Source organism: Peribacillus sp. FW305-BF15 (assembly GCF_058783805.1).
The window spans coordinates 76,801-94,660 of sequence record NZ_JBYSYV010000011.1; the positions used below are offsets into that span (position 1 = coordinate 76,801).

Sequence of the window (17,860 nt, forward strand, 5' to 3'; positions counted from 1 at the left end):
ACGTTCGTTCCTTTTGACAGCTTTGCGACTATGCTAGCGCTTTCCGATCCGCTTTTTCGCATATTGAGCGTTCCAGAGCTCACGTTCACATATTTCGTCGTCGTTTTTTCTGGCGTGACTGCCGTTGATCCCGATCCCGGCTTTGTAGCAGATAGATATTTCGTGCTGACATATCCGTCCTTTCCATTGGCTTTGACTTTCGCCCAGCCTTTGGATTCCGAATACACCGTCACTTTCGTTCCTTTTGACAGCTTTGCGACTATGCTAGCGCTTTCCGATCCGCTTTTTCGCATATTGAGCGTTCCAGAGCTTACGTTTACATATTTCGTCGTCGTTTTTTCAGGCGTGGCTGCCGTTGATCCCGAGCCCGGCTTAGAAGCAGACAGATATTTGGTGTTGACATATCCATCCTTTCCATTGGCTTTGATTTTCGCCCAGCCATTGGATTCCGAGTACACCGTCACTTTCGTCCCTTTTGAAAGGATGGCAACTATGCTTGCGGTAGCTTTTCCACTTTTTCGCATATTGAGTGATCCCGTGCTCACATTCACATATTTCGTTGTCGTTTTAACCGTTGCCGCAGCTTTGGTCACTGTTCCTGGCTTCGTTGCCGATAGATACTTCGTGCTGACATATCCATCCTTTCCATTGGCTTTGATTTTCGCCCAGCCTTTGGATTCCGAATATACCGTTACCTGTGTGCCTCTTGTCAGCTTTGCGACTATGCTGGCACTATCACTCCCGCTTTTTCGCATATTAAGTGAACCTGTGCTCACATTCACATATTTCACAGTCGTTTTAACGGTCGCCTCAGCCTTTTTTACCGCTCCAGGCTTCGTTGCCGATAGATACTTGGTACTGACATATCCTTCTTTTCCATTTGCCTTTACCTTCGCCCAGCCTTTGGATTCCGAATACACCGTCACCTGTATACCCCTTGTCAGCTTTGCGACTATGCTGGCACTATCACTCCCGCTTTTTCGCATATTAAGTGGACCTGTGCTCACATTCACATATTTAGTTGCCGTTTTAATGGTTACTGCTGTTTTCGTTAAAGTCCCTGGCTTCGTTGCCGATAAATACTTGGTACTGACATATCCTTCTTTTCCATTGGACTTGACCTTCGCCCAGCCTTTGGATTCCGAATACACCGTCACCTGTGTGCCATTTACCAGCTTTGCGACTATGCTGGCACCTTCCGCCCCGGTTTTTCTCATATTGAGCGATCCGGAATTCACCTGCACAAACATGACGTCCTCAATATTGGCCTGTTCGGCATGTAGTGGAGCTGCAGATATTTTTTCTTCGAAAGCAACTGTGGACAACACTGCAAAACAGAAAGTTGGTATAATTAATTTCTTCATCCCATTCTCCCTACTAAAGAATTATATTTTTAACATTTATTTAAATATCGGTTAAAATCAGTATGGTAATATAGGTAAATATGCTTATTCGTCTAAAATATAACATATTCCTTTAGATCTATAGGGAGATAAAAGTGATTGTAACACAATGGTAATCTAATAGAAATTTAAGTAATTATATAGAAACATTTGCAATGAAACTTATGTGACAGGCAAATGATGACTATTAAGTATATTGATATAATTACTTGTCGCTCAAATTAATGCTAATGAGACGAGCATCTTTCTGCCTAAATCGAATATATATATAGGGTAGGCACACGATCCTTATATTTGACGGATCGAGGCAATGACCTATATAATTACTGTATATAACTTATAAGAATCCTTCTGTTAAGGGGAGTAGCTATACAATAAAGTCGTCAGTACAGGATTGAATCCTCGGCTTTATTGGCAACTGATTTTAGTTGTTTGCAAGACCTTGCCGATTATTTGGTGAGGTCTTTTAATTTAAGACGGTATAACCAATAATCGGTTATACCGTCTTTTTTGATTCGAAAAATTGCACAATAGAGGTGAAAAGTATGCAGAACTATAATGAATTAGCTCAAAGCGTTAAGATTTCCGATGATAAAAAGCATGTATTGCTCGATGCCGACCCATCTTTATCACTGATCGGAAAAGGCCGAAGCGCATATGTTTTCCGAATACATTCCACCAATAAAGCACTAAAAGTCTTTTTCCCGGATCATACTCACACAGCTAAAGTTGAAGCTGAAATATACAAAACCGTCCAATCCATCGAATACTATCCAACCCTATATGATGCGGGGGTAAATTACCTGGTTATAGATCACATTGAAGGCAACACTCTTTTTGAATGTTTAACATTGGGAATCCCGATAACGGAAGAAAACATTGCGGAGATAGACCATGCGCTGCAATTGGCAAGGAAAGAGGGATTGAACCCTTCGGATATCCACTTACGAAACATCTTCATCACTTCTGAAAAAAAGGTGAAGATCATTGACGTTGCAAGGTTTAAGCAAGTGAAATCCTGTAATCAGTGGCACGACTTGAAAAGTGCTTTTCACCTATTCTATTCGAAGTCGTTTTTTCCGAAGAAGATTCCCAGCTTCATACTCAATTCCATTGCAGCAATTTATAAAAAAAGATTTCTGCCCATCTGATCCTTACTATAAAAAAATCACATTGGAGGCACATATGAAAAAAATAATGACCATTGCTCTGCTGTCCATCCTTACATTAAGCGGATGCTCAGCTTTAGAAGAAGTCAATTCATCATTGGAGTATGCAGATGATGCGACGGAGTATGTAAATACCGTTCAGGATTTTGCCAATGAGGTTCCCGCCATGTCACAGGATGCCATCACGAATGCCGAAACAAGAGCAAATCTTGAAAAAGAACTGGAATTGATGAAAACGGAGATTGAAGAATTCAATGCAACTGAACCACCCCAAATCGCTGAAGGCATCCATGAGAAGATCGTCAGCTCAAATCAACAGCTGTCAGATGGAATTGAATTATATCTAAATAATATTGAAAAGGGCCAAATTGATCCTAAGGCATTGGAAGATTCAGAGATAATGAAATCAATCGATAATATAACGGGATTGGCAAAACAAATCGAAGAGTTGGGAAATTAAGCCTCCTGCAATGAATAAAAAGGAATCGCTTGAAACAAATTATTGACATGAAACCAAAAGGTTTTATATAATCAACAAAGCAAAACCAATTGGTTTCATATTTTCACTCACAAAGGAGAATCAGTATGGAAAATACATTACAGGATATCAAGAAGACAGTTATTCTTGAAGCACCTATCCAAAAAGTTTGGGATACAGTTTCCACTGCAGAGGGCATAGCTTCATGGTTCATGCCAAATGATTTTCAACCGAAAGTGGGACATGAGTTCCATGTGCAATCACCCTTCGGCCCATCTCCATGTAAGGTAACGGAGTTAGATGCTCCTCATCGCCTTTCATTCAGTTGGGATACGGACGGTTGGTTCATTTCCTTCCTTTTAAAAGAAGTGGATGGCAAAACGGAGTTCACCCTTATTCATGGCGGCTGGAAAGAGCCTGATACGATTCTTACGAAACCGAACGAAAAAAGCTCAGTGATTCGCGATAGAATGAATCATGGCTGGGAACAGATCGTTAATCAGGGTCTTAAAAAGGCTGTTGAGGGCTAAGTGTCTGCATCAGAAAAACACGATGTATTCCAGGCTATCGCCGACCCAACCCGCCGAAAGGTCCTGCAATTGCTTGCTGAAGGGGATTTACCCATTTCAGAAATCACTTCTCACTTTTCCATGAGCCGTACGGCAATTGCCAAGCATCTTCATATCCTTTCTGAAGCTGAATTGGTCAGTGGCCGGAAGGTAGGAAGAGAGAAACGCTTTCGGCTTCAGCCGGAACCTTTAGCGGAATTGAAACAGTGGCTTTCTTTTTACGATCAATTCTGGGATAACAAATTATCCATCCTTAAACATGTGATTGAAAATTCAGGGGAAAATGGATTGAAAGTCATCGAAAAAGAAAAGGACACGACTGAACCAACATAATGACAAAAACCCCCGGCGCATTGCACCGGGGGTTTTTGTTTATGCATTCATCTCAATATTATGTGCTTTGCGCTTCTTGATGACCATCGTTAGCAATAGCAGCAGATTAAAGACAATGATGCATCCAGTAAGGAACACTATACTTGCTGTCAATGCATCCGCCCCAAGGCTCGTACTCATCGCCTGGCGGAAGCCCATGACAGAGTATGTCATCGGAATGAACGGGTGAACATGACTGAAGAAGTTATTTGTCAGTTCCACAGGGAACATTCCTCCGCTTGCACCTAGCTGTAATACAAGGAATATCATCGCCAATAAACGACCTGGATTTCCAAATCCTACGGTCAAGAAGGTAACGATGAACATGAACGTTAGGGAAGTCAGTATGGAAACCCCAATGAATTGCCCCATGTTCTCTACCTGTAAATCCATTCCCCAAATCATGATCGCATCCAACACTAATGCAGAAAGCGTCGCTTGGATGAATAGGACCGTAAATTTACTGAACCACCATGCCACTCCTGATGTTGGCCTAGTAGAAGGCAAGCCTGTAGGGAATCCCATATTGAAGGCAATGGCTCCAACAAATAACCCTAGAGACAAGACATAAGGAGCCAGTGCATGACCATAATTCGGCACGTCACTGCTTTTTTGTTCTTTGACCTGTGTCGGTTCAGCAATCATGCTGTAGTTATCATCGGTTGTTTTATTTTCACTAATTTCTTTTGCACCATCACTGAGTTTTTCCGAAAGCTCGACCGTTCCATCTTGAAGTGAGGAGATTCCCTCACCCAATTTACCGGAACCTTCAGCAAGTGCTGATGAACCTTCATTGATCTTACCCGCGCCATCAGCAAGCTGGATGACCCCATTGCTCAAAGTAGGCAGATTGCCTGCCAATTGTTCAGTTCCTTTAACAAGTGCTGATGAGCCCTCGTTCAAGGCCGCTGAGTTGGCATCCAGTTGATTGGCCCCATTAGCCAGTTTGCTTGCCCCTTCTCCAACTTGGCTAACACCAAATGCGTACTTCTCAAGACCACTCCCAAAGGAGGATGAACCTGCTTGCAGTTGTGAAACTCCATCAACCAATTGACCAGAACCCTCAGTTAGTTTTGAAAGGCCATTATTCAACGAGGAACCGCCTTGTGCTAACTGGTTGATCCCCTTCACTAATTCCGGTGTCCGTTCATTTAAACTTTGCGTTGCCGCAGTTAATTGATTGCTGCCTTCTACAGCTTCATTCAAGCCGCCATTTAATTGGGTCGCACCAGGAATCAATTGTTCTTCCAGTGCGTTCCTTATTGACGTATAGCCGTTTAACGCTGAAACGGCGTTTGGATTGACTTTATTCACCGCATTATTTAAATGGGCCACTTGTTCCGGAAGCTGCCCTAATCCATTCAATACAGGCATTACCTTATCCGTTAATTGCGTTGATAAGTCTGATACACTTGCAGCAAGAGCCGATGCAATTCGTTTTTGTGCCTCCGCTTGGCTTTGAAGTTCATTTTGAATGGCTCCGATTACTTCTGATTGCTGTTCACTGGTCATGCTTTTGAAGGCTTCCGTGTTTTGAACGGCACTGATCGTGCTCTGACCATTATTCGCAATCGTTGATTGAAGTTCCGTTAACGCCGCTTGACTGTTATTGAGGTCTTCGGTAATGCCGGATACGGTACCGGACGCGCTGCTTCCTGCTGGAACCGCTTCTTGCAATTGATTTACACCGCTTTGAATGCTTGTCAGTCCTTGCTTAAGCTGATCCAGCTGTTCTTCTCCGGGCAATTGACCATCCATTTTTTTCAGGCCGTCATTTAGCGCCTGGCTTCCTCCTGCCAGTTTATTGATTCCATCATTTAAACTCTGCTGACCTGCTGCCAATTTTGGAATTCCTGTCGATTGATCCGTCAGCTGGCTTGCATTTTGTGATAATTGATTCAACCCATCATTCAAATTCGCACTGCCTGTTTGCGCTTGTGCCAATCCAGTATTCAAAGTTTGCGCTCCTGGAACCACTTTGGCCAGCCCAGTGGAAAGCTGGGAAGAACCTTCTATAAGTGCTTCACTATTATTAGTCAATTCCCCTGTGCCTGATGCGAGTTCGTTCGCACCCTTTTGCAACTGACCGACACCGGAGGTATATTGTGAAATACCCTTATTCAATTCCGACGCGCCACTTTCAAGCTTGTTGGCTCCTTCCAAAAACTCGCCAACGCCCACTTGGAGTTTATTCGCTCCATCTTTAAAAGTTAATGTGCTCGAAGCTAACTTATTCAGATTTTCCGTCACTTCTTTGTTTCCATCATGCAGTTTTTTTGCACCGTCATCCAGCTTGGATGCCCCATCTGCCGCATCGCCGAATCCTTCACCGATTTCATCCAGTTGGGAGAAGATCGCTTCCGCATATTCTTTTGTGACACTTTCGGCAATTTCCGTTTTCAAATTATTCGTTGCCTGTTTCCCGACCGTTTCAGAAACGAAACTGCGTCCAGGATTCACATCATACGTCAGATTCATTTTTTTAGGCTCATCATCCATTACGGTAGAAGCATTTTTTGAAAAGTCCTCCGGAATGGTGACGACCATATAATATGTACCATCATCGAACCCTTTTTTCGCCGCTTTTTCCGTTACGAAATGCCATTCTAAATCATCATTGTCCTTTAATTGCTCGACTAGCTCATTACCGACTGTTAAGGTTTTCCCCTCATATTCGGCCTTTACATCCTTATTCACGACTGCAACGGGCAATTTGCCTGTTTTTCCGTATGGATTCCAAGCGGAACTAAGGAATAACCCCCCATAAATAATCGGGACGAACAGTAAAACGATTGCGACACCGACTAATTTTCGATTCGTAAGGAAAAGCTTCCATTCTTGTTTAAGCATATTCACTTCTTTTCACCTTTCTTTTCACGCAGTACATCACTCAATGACGCGGTATTCCAATTAAGGGTCGGTATGTCCGTGGTGCCAAAGCTTTCTTTAAGCAAATCCGCCACTGTTTGGCTGGAAAAGAACTCTATTAAAAGTTGATCCGCCCGAGAAAACATCCGACGAAGGACGTCCATTCCCTTCTCTGCATACTCTCCATCTTTAAACGCTTTTTCTATAAGTCCTGTATCCGGAAACATCGAAATGGGACCTTCCATCGCCTCAATAATTTCAAGGTTTTTAATCTTATCTACACTTTTGGCAAGAGTAAGGCCGCCGTTATTACCAGGAACGGAAGTGATTAACTGCTTTACGACCAATTTCCTTATGATTTTTTTCAAATAAGAAGGAGACACCTCTAATCGCCTGCTGATCTCATTTGACGAAAGCGGGACATTTTTATCCTGGGTAGAGAGTATAACGATGATGCATATAGCTTGCTCGACCCCTTTTGTTAATTGCAAATCATTTCACCTCTTTTAGCATGTATGTGGATGTCACATATCCATAATGGATATTCAGTATCTATAATTAAAACCCGTTTCACCTTAGAAATCAAGTCATTTCCAGAAAAAATTTCTAAAAAAAAGATGAACCCCTCATTACAGCACCATGGGGTTCACCTTTTCTTTTATAGGTCTTTTAAAAATTCATTGACCGCTTCTGGAGTTTTAGCATTTGCACTGTGCAGGTGCGCAACCTTTTCCCCATTTTTAAATACTAAAAGTGATGGAATTCCCATTACCGTTTGCTCTTCGGAAATCTCAGGGAATTCGTCACGATCGATTGTAAACCACTGTTTGTCTTGATGTTCTTGAGTGATCTCATCGATGAACATGTCTAAACGTTTGCAGTCCGGGCACCATGTAGTCGTAAAAATCCCGACCGTCAGTCCCTCTTGGTTGATTTGTTCACGATATTCTTGTTCTGTATTGATATTTTTCATGATTGTCTCCTCCGGGCTTTTCTTATCATCATACTTTAATCCATGAATTAATGTACTCAAGGATTAATATATAATTAATTCCTTCACAGCACAAACGGTTTATCCTAAAAGTATCTAACTCTTGCCCGGATATGATGCCTCGTTTTCTTTGTGTCCAAATCTCTCGTTAATGAAAGAAGAAATCCTAAAAATGAATTCCTATTTTCATCAATGAAAAGATAGTGGCAGCTTTTTTCAAAAATGATCAATTCACTGTCAGGAATCTTTTCGACGATGTGAATCGATGCCTCTACAGTCTGAAAAAATATTCAGTTGATTTCAGAAATCCGCTCCCTTTCCGCCGACTGTCTGCCAAGCCTCCTCACCGCAAGCGGCTGTGGGGTCTTGGCTAGCCAGTTATTCGGCAGGAGTGTCGCAAATTTCTTCAATCTAGCGCGTGGTAAAACACTAAAAAAACATAATCAAGGTTCAGGATGAGGCCAGCCTACAGTTCTTTCTTAAAAAAACATTCCAGTTGATTGGAACGGAAGGTGCGAGACTCCTGCGGGAAAAACGTGTCCAAGGGAGACCCCGCAGGCGCAAAGAGCGCCGAGGAAGCTCCCGGACCGCCCGCGGAAAGCGAGTGCCTGGAGTGGAAATCATATAGTTACAACCAGGTCTTGTTTATGTTTTTTCGTTGTTAACGCACTTTTTTCGATCCGTCCGCTCCTCATGGTTCGGGGTGTCACTTACGGACCCCCTTTGGTCAATAAACTGAAAAAAGCCACTATCCAGTGGCCTTTTCATTTCATTCATATTGGAAGAGTAAGCTGCCAGGAAACACCAAACTTATCGGATACCCAGCCGAACTTCTTACTAAAGAAATAGTCACCCAATGGCATCATCACTTGTCCTCCATCAGTTAAGCTCGAATAAAGCCTGTCAATTTCCTCTTCACTATCACATGTAAGGAAAATTGAAAACGATGGTGTAAATGTAAATTGATGCTTAACATTGCTATCGATGCACATGAATTCCTGATCCTTCAAGGTAAAGGTAGCCTGCATGCTACTCCCTCTGTACCTGATTCATTTGCACCATACCGGACAATGCTGTTTATTTTCGATCCTTCGATTAAAGATGTGTAATAATTCATCGCTTCCTCCGCATTACCTTCGAACATCAAGAAAGGTGTGACCTTCATCATCCTCATCGAACTCCTTTTCATCTTTAATTGGTTTCTTCCATTGAATCATGGAGCCCACCAGTTACCCGAAGCCACGATCATTGTCTGTAATTTTATCGTATTGGCAAAATAGTCATCATCATCTTTTTCCTGTATCGTCCGGTTCCATAGGCGATTAATCCATTGCTGATTGGAGGAATCCACCATGGCACTCACCATGAATGGAGCGACGAAGCTTGTACTATTCCCTTCTTCCACGGCTTTTCCGCTTAGCGTATAACCGGATTGGATATTTTCAGGGCTGCCATCCGTTTCCGCTTTAATCCAATCATTCATCTTCTTTAATTGCGGCAGCGCTCTTTCATCACCAGTCAGTAAGTAATCGAGCGTATAGCGCCATGGGATCCTGCTGCTGTTCCAGCTATAATTGCCGTCATTCTCCCCTTCTAAAAAGTCCGCTTCTGCCGGCTGATATTCTCCCTGGGATTGTATAATGAAGTCCGGGATGAGGCCAGTATTGCCGCTTTTCTCCTTATAAATAGATAGAATGACCTTATAGGCCATATCTCTTACATCTGTCCATTCTTCATTCCCAGTCGCCGCCTCAAATGTCTTAAAATGATTGAGAAGAAGGTCAGAGGAACGAGTCGATTGTCCGTATACGTCATCTTCATCTTCCGCCCAGTCTCCTAGTTTAACAAGGGACTGCGACCGATTTATTTCATTCGACATGATCGCATCCAAGATGTCCTTTGCACTTGCAAGATAGTCGATCTCCCCTTCACTTCCCCACTGCCGGTGAGCCAATAATAATGAATAGGCGATATCCATATCGCCATCAGTTGCTGAATCGGCATCCCCTGGCGTATTGATGATTTTACCCGATTTATCCTTTACTTGCTGCCACGCCATCAATGAAGGGTCATGATCACTTCCATGCGCCTTATAAAAACGATAAAGCCCATCAAAGTACCTCTTGTCCTCGCTGCCTGCCATGATTGCCGTTATCATCATCCCATAACCATGGGCTTCAGAAACGGTCACTGCATTCTTGGGCTCAGCATATCCTTTGTCATTGTAAAAAATATAATATTCATCATTTTTATCGGCAGGCTGCTTAAGATAGTTATCTTTCCAGGTTTCATAAAAAGTCGTCACGGCAGCATCCATTTCCTCCTGTGACAGATTGTCAGGTTTTATCGTCCCCGCCTGATAGACTGTATGCTGGGGAAATGCCCGCTTACCGGCGACCTCTTTCTTTTTGGTTTGAGAAACCAATGCTATCGAGGCAATGATCCCAAAAACGATCACGCCCACCGCTATCAATAAACTTCTTTTTTTCATGGCTTTGCTCCTTGGGTTATGGTGCAGTATTCACTTAGAATATTGAGCGAACCATAAAAATTTGTATGTAATTCATTTCTGCTATCAAAAGGTCCTGCCCACTTTTGCTTCCGTTCCCTTCCATATTCTCTTTATATTTTCTCGATGCAAAATGACGACGAATAAACAAATAAATGATGAGAGTACAATGATAAGCCTGCCTTCAAAAAATAAGCTGTATATCAATATGGAAATAATCCCCAGCACCGAACTGAGAGATACATATTTTGAAGATAGCAAACTAATGAGAAATACCATGCAAGCAATGAATGTACCTAATGGAGCTAAAAATAAAAACACTCCCGCCGATGTTGCCACGGCCTTTCCCCCTTTAAATCCCGCGAAAACAGGAAAGGCGTGGCCAATTATCGCAAGTAAGCCGCATAGTGCAGGGGAAACGTTCGAATGCAGCGCCATCGGGAGTACGCAGGCTATGATGCCTTTCAATAAATCAGCAAATGCTACTATCGTCCCTGCTGTCTTGCCCAATATCCTAAAACTATTAGTTGCGCCAAGATTTCCACTCCCATATCCGCGGATATCGGTATTGTAAAACGATTTCCCGATGACCAAAGCAAATGGGATGGAACCTATTAAGTAACTTAATAGGAGAATTATCATGTTAAGCATAAATTACCTTCTTCTTGTTATTATTGGAGATTATTCTTTATTCATTCTTTTACAATCCCGAAGACAAAACCATCATAGGAAATACGTCAATGACAGGCAGCCCTGCTTCTGCTTTATTGCCAAAATATAAATCGACATCATTCCCCCTTTTTCATTTCCATAAATCCTTCGCCATCCAATGAAATTTCCAGATGCTGATTTATGACTAGCGAAAGCGGAAAGGTTTCCGACTCTTAATCCGAGAAAATCCAACGCCGTTTCCTTGGACCTAAAAGTAAAAACGAACCTGCTTCATGTTCACCCATGAAATTCAATCCATCTTCTCTTATCGCTTCACCATTCCTTACAGGCATCAACCGATTTCCCAAAGCCCTGACTTCATCTGTCGTAATGTTTATTTCACTGATGCACAGGACGTTTTGAGCTGAAAAAGACTCAGTCGCGGATTCGGGTGATACGGAATATCTCGCTATGAACTCGACAATGTTGCCTGAAGGGTCTAAAAAATAAAAAGACCGTGCGTCTAAAAAGCTAAAATAAACTTCGTCATCATCCTCTTCCCTGGTCAATTCCACTTTTGATTTTGCCCATGCTTTTGCCGAAATAAATAAATTGGTCGGAATGTTCATGGCAAAGTGGTAAAAGGGCTTATCTTTGTGATGATATTTTTTGATTTCAAGCACACTATCCCCTGCCTTAATTTCAAAAGCATCATCCGTTTGCGATAGTAACTCAAATCCTAACACATCAACATAAAAATTCCGCATTTCATTCCAGGCATGACCATACAAAGTGACCTTATTGATAATCAACATTCAATCCCCCTTCCACTTAACAAATATTGTAAAGTAATACTGCGTTTGTGCAAAGATTCCGTACTTTTCTATACATATCATTTTATTCACTCTGCCTATATTCACCACAAATAACTCAAAAAGGACCGCCAAATTCGGCGGTCCCTCGCTTCAGCCTTATTGAAAGGTTCACTCTTTAATTTTCAGTCCAAGCAAGGCCGCAAAGACTATCGCTTGGTCCGGGGAAACTTCGCATCCTTTTAAATCTTCCGGGGATACGGTAATCCTTTGAAATGCAGAACTGCTTATATCAATTCCCTTGAGCGGTGTCCTGGAAAAGTTCACTTCATTTAATCTGCATGTTTCGAACTTCACTTTAATGAATTTACACTCATAATAATCAGCACTTTCCAATGAGCAATGATCGAACCTCACTTGCTTTAAACTGGAATAACCAAAGGCACTTAAATTCAGGTTGCAATTCTCAAAGAAGACATTCCCTAAGCTTGTGTCAGAAAGGTTAATGCCTAAAAGTTTGGACTCTTTGAATTCCACACGATGAATCGAGCCGCCCATGAAATCGGCATTCGTTAAATCGCAATGATCAAAGATGACATCCGTCAGCTCGATATTCCTGAATGATACATCACTGAACGTCACATTTTTAAAAACAACCTGTGATAATACGATTTTGTCCATTTTTTCTCTATCGATCGTGCAGTTTGTTATGATACAGGACTCAAGATAAGGCTCATCTTGATAATATATTTCCTGAAAGTTCGCTTCTGTTAAGTCTTGGGGGATCTTTGGCTGTTCAATTTTGATTTTGCCTGACATATTATCACCTTTTCGCTTTAGTCTTCAATCACTGGTTTATCCAATCGATAGGGGTTCATCGCCGGTATTATAACAACTGGTCTACTAAATTTCGACTTAACTATAAACTACATTACAGTGAAGTTCAATCTAAGAATTTCGCGAAAATGACTATTATTTTTCGTTATTTTGTGTCAACAATTTGCACAAAAAAAAGCTGCCTCATCGGCAGCTTGCTTACTTCATGAGCGTATTGAATCCTCTTGGCATCCGATAATAATAGAGAGCTGCAGCCATTATCGCTATCATTCCGCCTATCAGAAAAAATGCTTGAAAGATATTTCCTCCAACAGTTGGGGAATTGGATACATAACCCCTAAAAAACAGAAAAATGACTCCAAATCCCAATAAGAATAGGGCCATCTTTTTAATCCTTCTTTGGAACAGGATATATCCCGTAAGAATGATTAAGTACGATGCGGCTAGGACCATAAGAAATGGAAATAACGGTTTGAATTTTGCGGCATACACGAAATGATCGAAATTCGAAATATCATCTGCCTCTATCGCCTGTTCATCATTTATGTGTGTGAAATGCGTGGAATGCTTCCATTCCCAAGGTCTATCCAGAATTTCGCTTCCTTCATACCAGGTACAAAACGTAAAAACCATAAAGAAAAGTGCTGCGATAATCATTTGCAAAAAATTGTTAAAAGTCAATATCATCTCCTCCAGCTGTCATTATACCAATAAATGGGTAACTTACAACCTGAGCCCAAAGTAATAAAGCATTAAGTAAACAAACACTGTTTCCTGAATAATATAATCTAACCACTTATAAGGAGCGTTTAAGATATGATCACTCATGGAAATGGAGATGACCTCCTTATTTCAGCAGCATGGTTACTTGGCATCGGCACTCTTGTTGGTGCAATCGGGCAAACCCGGCAAACTTTAACGAGCACTAATCTCGGAAAAGATCTCATCCTCAAAGGGAATGGCATTGAAGCCGTTGCAAATTCCCTGCAAGCGATCGGCCGTTCAAAAATGCTGAACCCGGAAAACGAACGTTCGGAATCTTACTTTATATTCGGCAATTGGCTTGAGGCCATTGGCAATACCGCAAATGTAGTTGGAATAGATATGCAGTTGAGTGGTTCAGAGAAGGAAGGCACCAGAACCGATGCAATCGGCAGTGGAATCCAAGGCCTGGGTGCCGCTTTTGAAACATTCGGTGCAACGCTGACTGATGAGGCCATTTCACCTTTTGAGATCAAGGGAAATGGCCTCATTGCAGCCGGTTCATTTTTGGAATCGGTCGGAAATATTTTCATTTTAAATGAAAAAGTACGGATGGGAGAACAAATTCTTTTACTAGGCAGCTGGACCCAGGTTTTCGGTGCATTCATATTGATCGAGGCCTTTTCACTTGGCCCAGAGCCCGAACCTGAGAATGGGAAAGATGGAAATAATGGTTATAGCTATGCCAACTATTGTTAAGGGGCCGCGAGTTCGACCTTCATCCGATCTGGATCTTCGAAATATACAGCATAATGATCCTACCCGCCGTCAAATGGATGCTTATCGGCGTAAATGATGGTAACTCCTCCCCTTAACTTTCCTGGCAACCTCATCAATCTGTTGCCGGGAAGTGGCGTGAAAGGCTAAATGGTTAAGACCCACTCGTCCCCTATGATAGGGAATGTCAAGAAACCTTGTTTCCCCTTGTACAAAAACAATGTACATCTCACCCAATCTCTAACTCCTCCCGCTTCCCCACTCCTGAAATGGCTCATAGCCCATCTCGTCCAAAAACTAGCCCCAAAAATCAATGCTCCTCTTTAAATTTGAAACATACAGCTCAATATGATGAAGAAATCCCTTTGACACCTGTAATCCTCCTCTTATGATCACTTTTTGGAGCGTTTACTCGTGAATTGGCGCCTTTCTCGTGAGTTTGGTGCTTTTACTCGTGAGTTTAGGCATTTTACTCGTGAATTTGGGCGTTTTACTCGTGAGTTTGGTGCTTTTACTCGTGAATTGGCGCCTTTCTCGTGAGATTGGGCCTTTTACTCGTGAATTTGGTGCTTTTACTCGTGAGTTTGGGCCTTTTACTCGTGAATTTGGTGCTTTTACTCGTGAATTGGCGCCTTACTCGTGAGTTTTCGACTTTTACTCGTGAATTTGGTGCTTTTACTCGTGATTTCTGCCGTTCTCTCCCTTATTTCATCAAAATAACATCACAAATCCGAGTGGACAGAATGGATTTATTTTGGTATTATAGTTACTCAGGGTAACGATTACTCATGATAACTATATATTGATAAGAGGTGTTTCTGATAAAGACTTTCCAAAAATTCTTTCAGCAATTATTGCTGCTGTACCGGCCTTTTGAAAATAATCTTAATATCCAGCTGAACAAACATGATTTACACAGGGCGCAATGGTCCATTTTGTATTACTTGAACAATTATGGTTCGGCTACGCTTGTAGAGCTTGCCAATTACCAAAGCGTGGAGAAACCCACGATTACGAGGACCATTGCCCGCTTGGAAGAGCTGGGGTATGTCGAGCATGTGCCAAGCAAAGATAAACGCGAGAAAAGGATGCGGCTTACGGAGCTTGGCAAAAAGGTCTACAGCGAAGTCCGCGTGACAATCGATCAATATGAACAGGAAATCTTGAAAGGGATCACGGAAGAGGAACAACTCGCTGCCATACGCATCATGGGCGAAATTAGAAATAACATTATAAAGTAAGGAGATAATAACATGGATCAATCCAGAACCAGACTGTGGACGAAGGACTTTGTCATCGTTTCGTCCATCAATTTTTTCATAACATTAATCTTTTATTTACTGATGGTGACACTTGCCATCTATGCTGTTAATGAATTGGATGCTTCTACAAGCGAAGCCGGACTCATTTCGGGAATTTTTATTATCGGGACGTTGATCGGACGTCTGTTCATTGGCCGTTTCATTGATTCAATCGGCCGCAAGAAAACGTTATTCATAGGTTTGATCTTTTTCACTTTGACAACAATTCTTTATTTCGTGGACCTTGGAATCGGCTTCCTGCTTGTTAACCGCCTGATCCATGGGATGGCAATGGGGATGGCAAGTACTGCGACAGGCACGATCGTCGCGCAGATCATTCCGCCGACACGAAAGGGTGAAGGCATCGGCTATTACAGCATGAGCGCAACACTTGCGACGGCTATCGGTCCTTTCATCGGTCTGTTTATGTCCCAACATACAAGCTTCCAAATCATTTTCAGTTTCTGCCTGGCTTTAGGTGTGATCTCCCTGATTACAGCATTCTTCCTGTATGTCCCGGCATTAAAAGTAACGGCAAAAGTTACGGAAAGCAAAGGATTCAAGCTTTCCAATTTCATTGAACCTAAGGCACTGCCCATTTCAATCATCACTCTGTTATTGGCATTCTGTTATTCCAGTGTCCTTTCTTTCATCAGTTTCTATGCCATCGAAATCGATCTGGTCAATACGGCAAGCTTCTTCTTTGTAGTGTACGCAGTAGCCGTATTGATATCACGGCCTTTCTCAGGACCATTGATGGACCGGAAAGGATCGAACTTCATTATGTATCCGGCTTTCATTATTTTCGGAGTCGGCTTGCTGCTTCTAAGTATGACAACCAATAGTTTCACTTTACTGGCAGCTGGTTTCCTCATTGGCCTCGGATTCGGTAATATGCAATCAAGCTCGCAGGCGATTGCCGTTAAACTGACACCGCCTCACCGAATGGGGATGGCAACGTCCACCTTCTTTATCATGCTTGATGCAGGACTTGGCTTCGGCCCTTATATTCTGGGATTCATCATTCCGATTACAGGTTACAGCACACTTTATGTCATCTTGGGCGTTTTGGTCATCTTGACCTCCGTCCTTTACCACTTCCTGCACGGCAAGAAGGAACGTAAAGCCAGAACGAACTTGGCTTCCATTTAAATGAAAAAGGGATATCCCATTGGAGGATATCCCTTTTTTATTTAAAGCTTTTTTGGTCCTTATTTTATTTCCAATTCATCTATAAAAAGTTGAAAACTTTTGCTGTTCTTTTTATTTATGACTGTTTCACCTTTATATAAAGTCTTTCCAGTCTTTATATCTGCAATCAGAAGTTTGGCAGGCTTGTTTGATTTGCCCTCTTGATTCATTTCGTTTAATAGGAAGTACACACGCCCGTTTTTAAAGGCAGCGGTATATTGTTCTTCCTCATTAACAGCTATATCAAGCTCCGTATCACTCCTTAACGTTTGACTGCTGAGGTCAAACGTTTTAATGCGATATTTACCTGACTTCATTTCAACTGCATAAAGGTTTTTCCCGTCTGCATATCCTGATCTAGCCATGTCCAGGCTAAGTGGTCCTTTTTTAACCGTTTCTAATTTTTCCGTTTCATAATTATAAGATAAAAGCTTGCTTTCCTTTAGTTTTTCCTTAAAGCCATCCTCATGATTTACCCCTTTATTTACCGAAATGAATACTATGTTGTTTGGCTGTGAGGGAGCAAGATCGATTGGCATCTCTAAATCAACTTGATTAGGGTCAGTATAGGTTTCAGATACAAGGGTTTTATCGCTCAAGACTTTTTTATTGGCTACATCGATCGTATATAGATGAACCTCTTTTGTCTGCTTCTCATTGTTGGAATTCACATCATTCATCGTTAAAACCTGTAGTTTTGAATGGACCAACTGCACATCCCTGACATCAGCATTCATGATTCTCCCTTGATTCGGAAGTTCAATTTGGAATGAAGTTTCCTCTTCGTCCTTCTTCTCCAGTAAACCGATATCAAACTCTGCATCCATATTCCCGCTCTTTGTATATTCGCTATTCACCCTAGCGTAAGCAAGAAAATCATCGTCTTCATATAAAGAACTAATGGAATCTTTGCCACGCATAAATGAACGATGTTCTTTTACCAATCTTTCAATTTCATGACCTTGTCTTCCAGTTAATTTCTCCAAGTAAGACCTTTCGCTGGCATATGTCGTTGTATTGGATTCAATTGTTAATGGTTCATAAAATGTACTGTCGCTTTGAAGCGTAGCATTTATGATAACCGGATCGAGCTCTTTATCGCTGCCTTCTAGTGTCTTGAACGTATACTTTGGAAGGCTGGAAGCGGAGGAAGCTACTTTGACATAATAGGTCCCGATGCTTAAGATGACAACCATTCCAATAATGATGCTGCATAAATAACGTTTCACC

General features: G+C 41.9%; 18 protein-coding genes and 2 pseudogenes. 8 read left to right on the plus strand and 12 right to left on the minus strand.

The window, feature by feature from the left end; translation table 11 throughout:
• Positions 1-1,364: SH3 domain-containing protein (locus AC3WLU_RS13600; protein WP_492597399.1), on the minus strand; the 1,364-nt coding region annotated here is incomplete at its 3' end.
• Between the two features lie 584 nt (positions 1,365-1,948).
• On the opposite strand from AC3WLU_RS13600, the gene AC3WLU_RS13605 reads away from it, so the two are divergent.
• The 4 genes from AC3WLU_RS13605 (at position 1,949) to AC3WLU_RS13620 (ending at position 3,952) form a co-directional block, all read left to right on the plus strand.
• On the plus strand, positions 1,949-2,554 hold the full coding sequence (locus tag AC3WLU_RS13605; protein WP_057279117.1) for a protein kinase family protein: 606 nt from the start codon (positions 1,949-1,951) through the stop codon (positions 2,552-2,554).
• 34 nt (positions 2,555-2,588) lie between these two features.
• Positions 2,589-3,032 (plus strand): DUF6376 family protein, encoded by a 444-nt coding sequence (locus AC3WLU_RS13610; RefSeq protein ID WP_054399099.1) that lies wholly within the window; start codon positions 2,589-2,591, stop codon positions 3,030-3,032.
• A gap of 119 nt (positions 3,033-3,151) precedes the next feature.
• Positions 3,152-3,580 (plus strand): SRPBCC family protein, encoded by a 429-nt coding sequence (locus AC3WLU_RS13615; RefSeq protein ID WP_095391274.1) that lies wholly within the window; start codon positions 3,152-3,154, stop codon positions 3,578-3,580.
• The gene (locus tag AC3WLU_RS13620; protein WP_098864694.1) at positions 3,581-3,952 is read left to right on the plus strand and encodes an ArsR/SmtB family transcription factor; all 372 of its coding nucleotides are present in this window, start codon (positions 3,581-3,583) and stop codon (positions 3,950-3,952) included.
• Between the two features lie 39 nt (positions 3,953-3,991).
• On the opposite strand, the gene AC3WLU_RS13625 is transcribed toward AC3WLU_RS13620, so the two are convergent.
• The 9 genes and pseudogenes from AC3WLU_RS13625 to AC3WLU_RS13665 all read right to left on the minus strand — a co-directional run bounded on the left by AC3WLU_RS13625 (position 3,992) and on the right by AC3WLU_RS13665 (position 13,340).
• Complete coding sequence (locus tag AC3WLU_RS13625) at positions 3,992-6,841, minus strand: YhgE/Pip family protein (RefSeq protein ID WP_413003190.1); 2,850 nt, start codon at positions 6,839-6,841, stop codon at positions 3,992-3,994.
• Between the two features lie 2 nt (positions 6,842-6,843).
• Positions 6,844-7,350 carry an Rrf2 family transcriptional regulator gene (locus tag AC3WLU_RS13630; protein WP_063574903.1) on the minus strand — a complete coding sequence of 169 codons (507 nt, stop codon included), beginning with the start codon at positions 7,348-7,350 and terminating at the stop codon, positions 6,844-6,846.
• A 167-nt stretch (positions 7,351-7,517) separates the two neighbouring features.
• Positions 7,518-7,880: a thioredoxin family protein gene (locus tag AC3WLU_RS13635; RefSeq protein ID WP_371748549.1), complete on the minus strand. Its 363-nt coding sequence runs from the start codon at positions 7,878-7,880 to the stop codon at positions 7,518-7,520.
• A 743-nt stretch (positions 7,881-8,623) separates the two neighbouring features.
• Positions 8,624-9,018 (minus strand): annotated as a pseudogene (locus tag AC3WLU_RS13640) (VOC family protein).
• Positions 9,019-9,063: 45 nt separating this feature from the next.
• Positions 9,064-10,341 carry a family 8 glycosyl hydrolase gene (locus AC3WLU_RS13645; protein ID WP_492597400.1) on the minus strand — a complete coding sequence of 426 codons (1,278 nt, stop codon included), beginning with the start codon at positions 10,339-10,341 and terminating at the stop codon, positions 9,064-9,066.
• Between the two features lie 84 nt (positions 10,342-10,425).
• Positions 10,426-11,010: a glycerol-3-phosphate 1-O-acyltransferase PlsY gene (gene plsY / locus AC3WLU_RS13650; RefSeq protein ID WP_492597401.1), complete on the minus strand. Its 585-nt coding sequence runs from the start codon at positions 11,008-11,010 to the stop codon at positions 10,426-10,428.
• Between the two features lie 233 nt (positions 11,011-11,243).
• Positions 11,244-11,825, minus strand: a complete 582-nt coding sequence (locus AC3WLU_RS13655; RefSeq protein ID WP_492597402.1) for a VOC family protein — start codon at positions 11,823-11,825, stop codon at positions 11,244-11,246.
• A gap of 168 nt (positions 11,826-11,993) precedes the next feature.
• Positions 11,994-12,641 (minus strand): pentapeptide repeat-containing protein, encoded by a 648-nt coding sequence (locus AC3WLU_RS13660; RefSeq protein WP_492597403.1) that lies wholly within the window; start codon positions 12,639-12,641, stop codon positions 11,994-11,996.
• Between the two features lie 216 nt (positions 12,642-12,857).
• A complete protein-coding gene (locus AC3WLU_RS13665) occupies positions 12,858-13,340 on the minus strand; it encodes a DUF4306 domain-containing protein (RefSeq protein ID WP_492597404.1) in 483 nt (160 codons plus the stop codon).
• A gap of 135 nt (positions 13,341-13,475) precedes the next feature.
• Here AC3WLU_RS13665 and AC3WLU_RS13670 point away from each other — a divergent pair, with 135 nt between their 5' ends.
• Complete coding sequence (locus AC3WLU_RS13670; protein ID WP_098864699.1) at positions 13,476-14,120, plus strand: DUF6944 family repetitive protein; 645 nt, start codon at positions 13,476-13,478, stop codon at positions 14,118-14,120.
• On the opposite strand, the pseudogene AC3WLU_RS13675 reads toward AC3WLU_RS13670, so the two are convergent.
• Positions 14,117-14,510 (minus strand): annotated as a pseudogene (locus AC3WLU_RS13675) (VOC family protein). The gene AC3WLU_RS13670 and the pseudogene AC3WLU_RS13675 overlap by 4 nt on opposite strands.
• An 82-nt stretch (positions 14,511-14,592) precedes the next feature.
• Here AC3WLU_RS13675 and AC3WLU_RS13680 point away from each other — a divergent pair.
• From AC3WLU_RS13680 to AC3WLU_RS13690, 3 genes are all read left to right on the plus strand, one after another.
• Entirely contained in the window at positions 14,593-14,781 is a 189-nt protein-coding gene (locus AC3WLU_RS13680) for a hypothetical protein (protein WP_492597405.1), read from the plus strand.
• 178 nt (positions 14,782-14,959) lie between these two features.
• Positions 14,960-15,379 (plus strand): MarR family winged helix-turn-helix transcriptional regulator, encoded by a 420-nt coding sequence (locus AC3WLU_RS13685; RefSeq protein ID WP_048686687.1) that lies wholly within the window; start codon positions 14,960-14,962, stop codon positions 15,377-15,379.
• Between the two features lie 12 nt (positions 15,380-15,391).
• Entirely contained in the window at positions 15,392-16,591 is a 1,200-nt protein-coding gene (locus AC3WLU_RS13690; RefSeq protein ID WP_492597406.1) for an MFS transporter, read from the plus strand.
• Positions 16,592-16,650: 59 nt separating this feature from the next.
• Here the strand turns inward: AC3WLU_RS13690 and AC3WLU_RS13695 are convergent, their stop codons facing one another.
• Positions 16,651-17,859: a hypothetical protein gene (locus AC3WLU_RS13695; protein WP_492597407.1), complete on the minus strand. Its 1,209-nt coding sequence runs from the start codon at positions 17,857-17,859 to the stop codon at positions 16,651-16,653.
• Position 17,860: the final 1 nt, after the last annotated feature.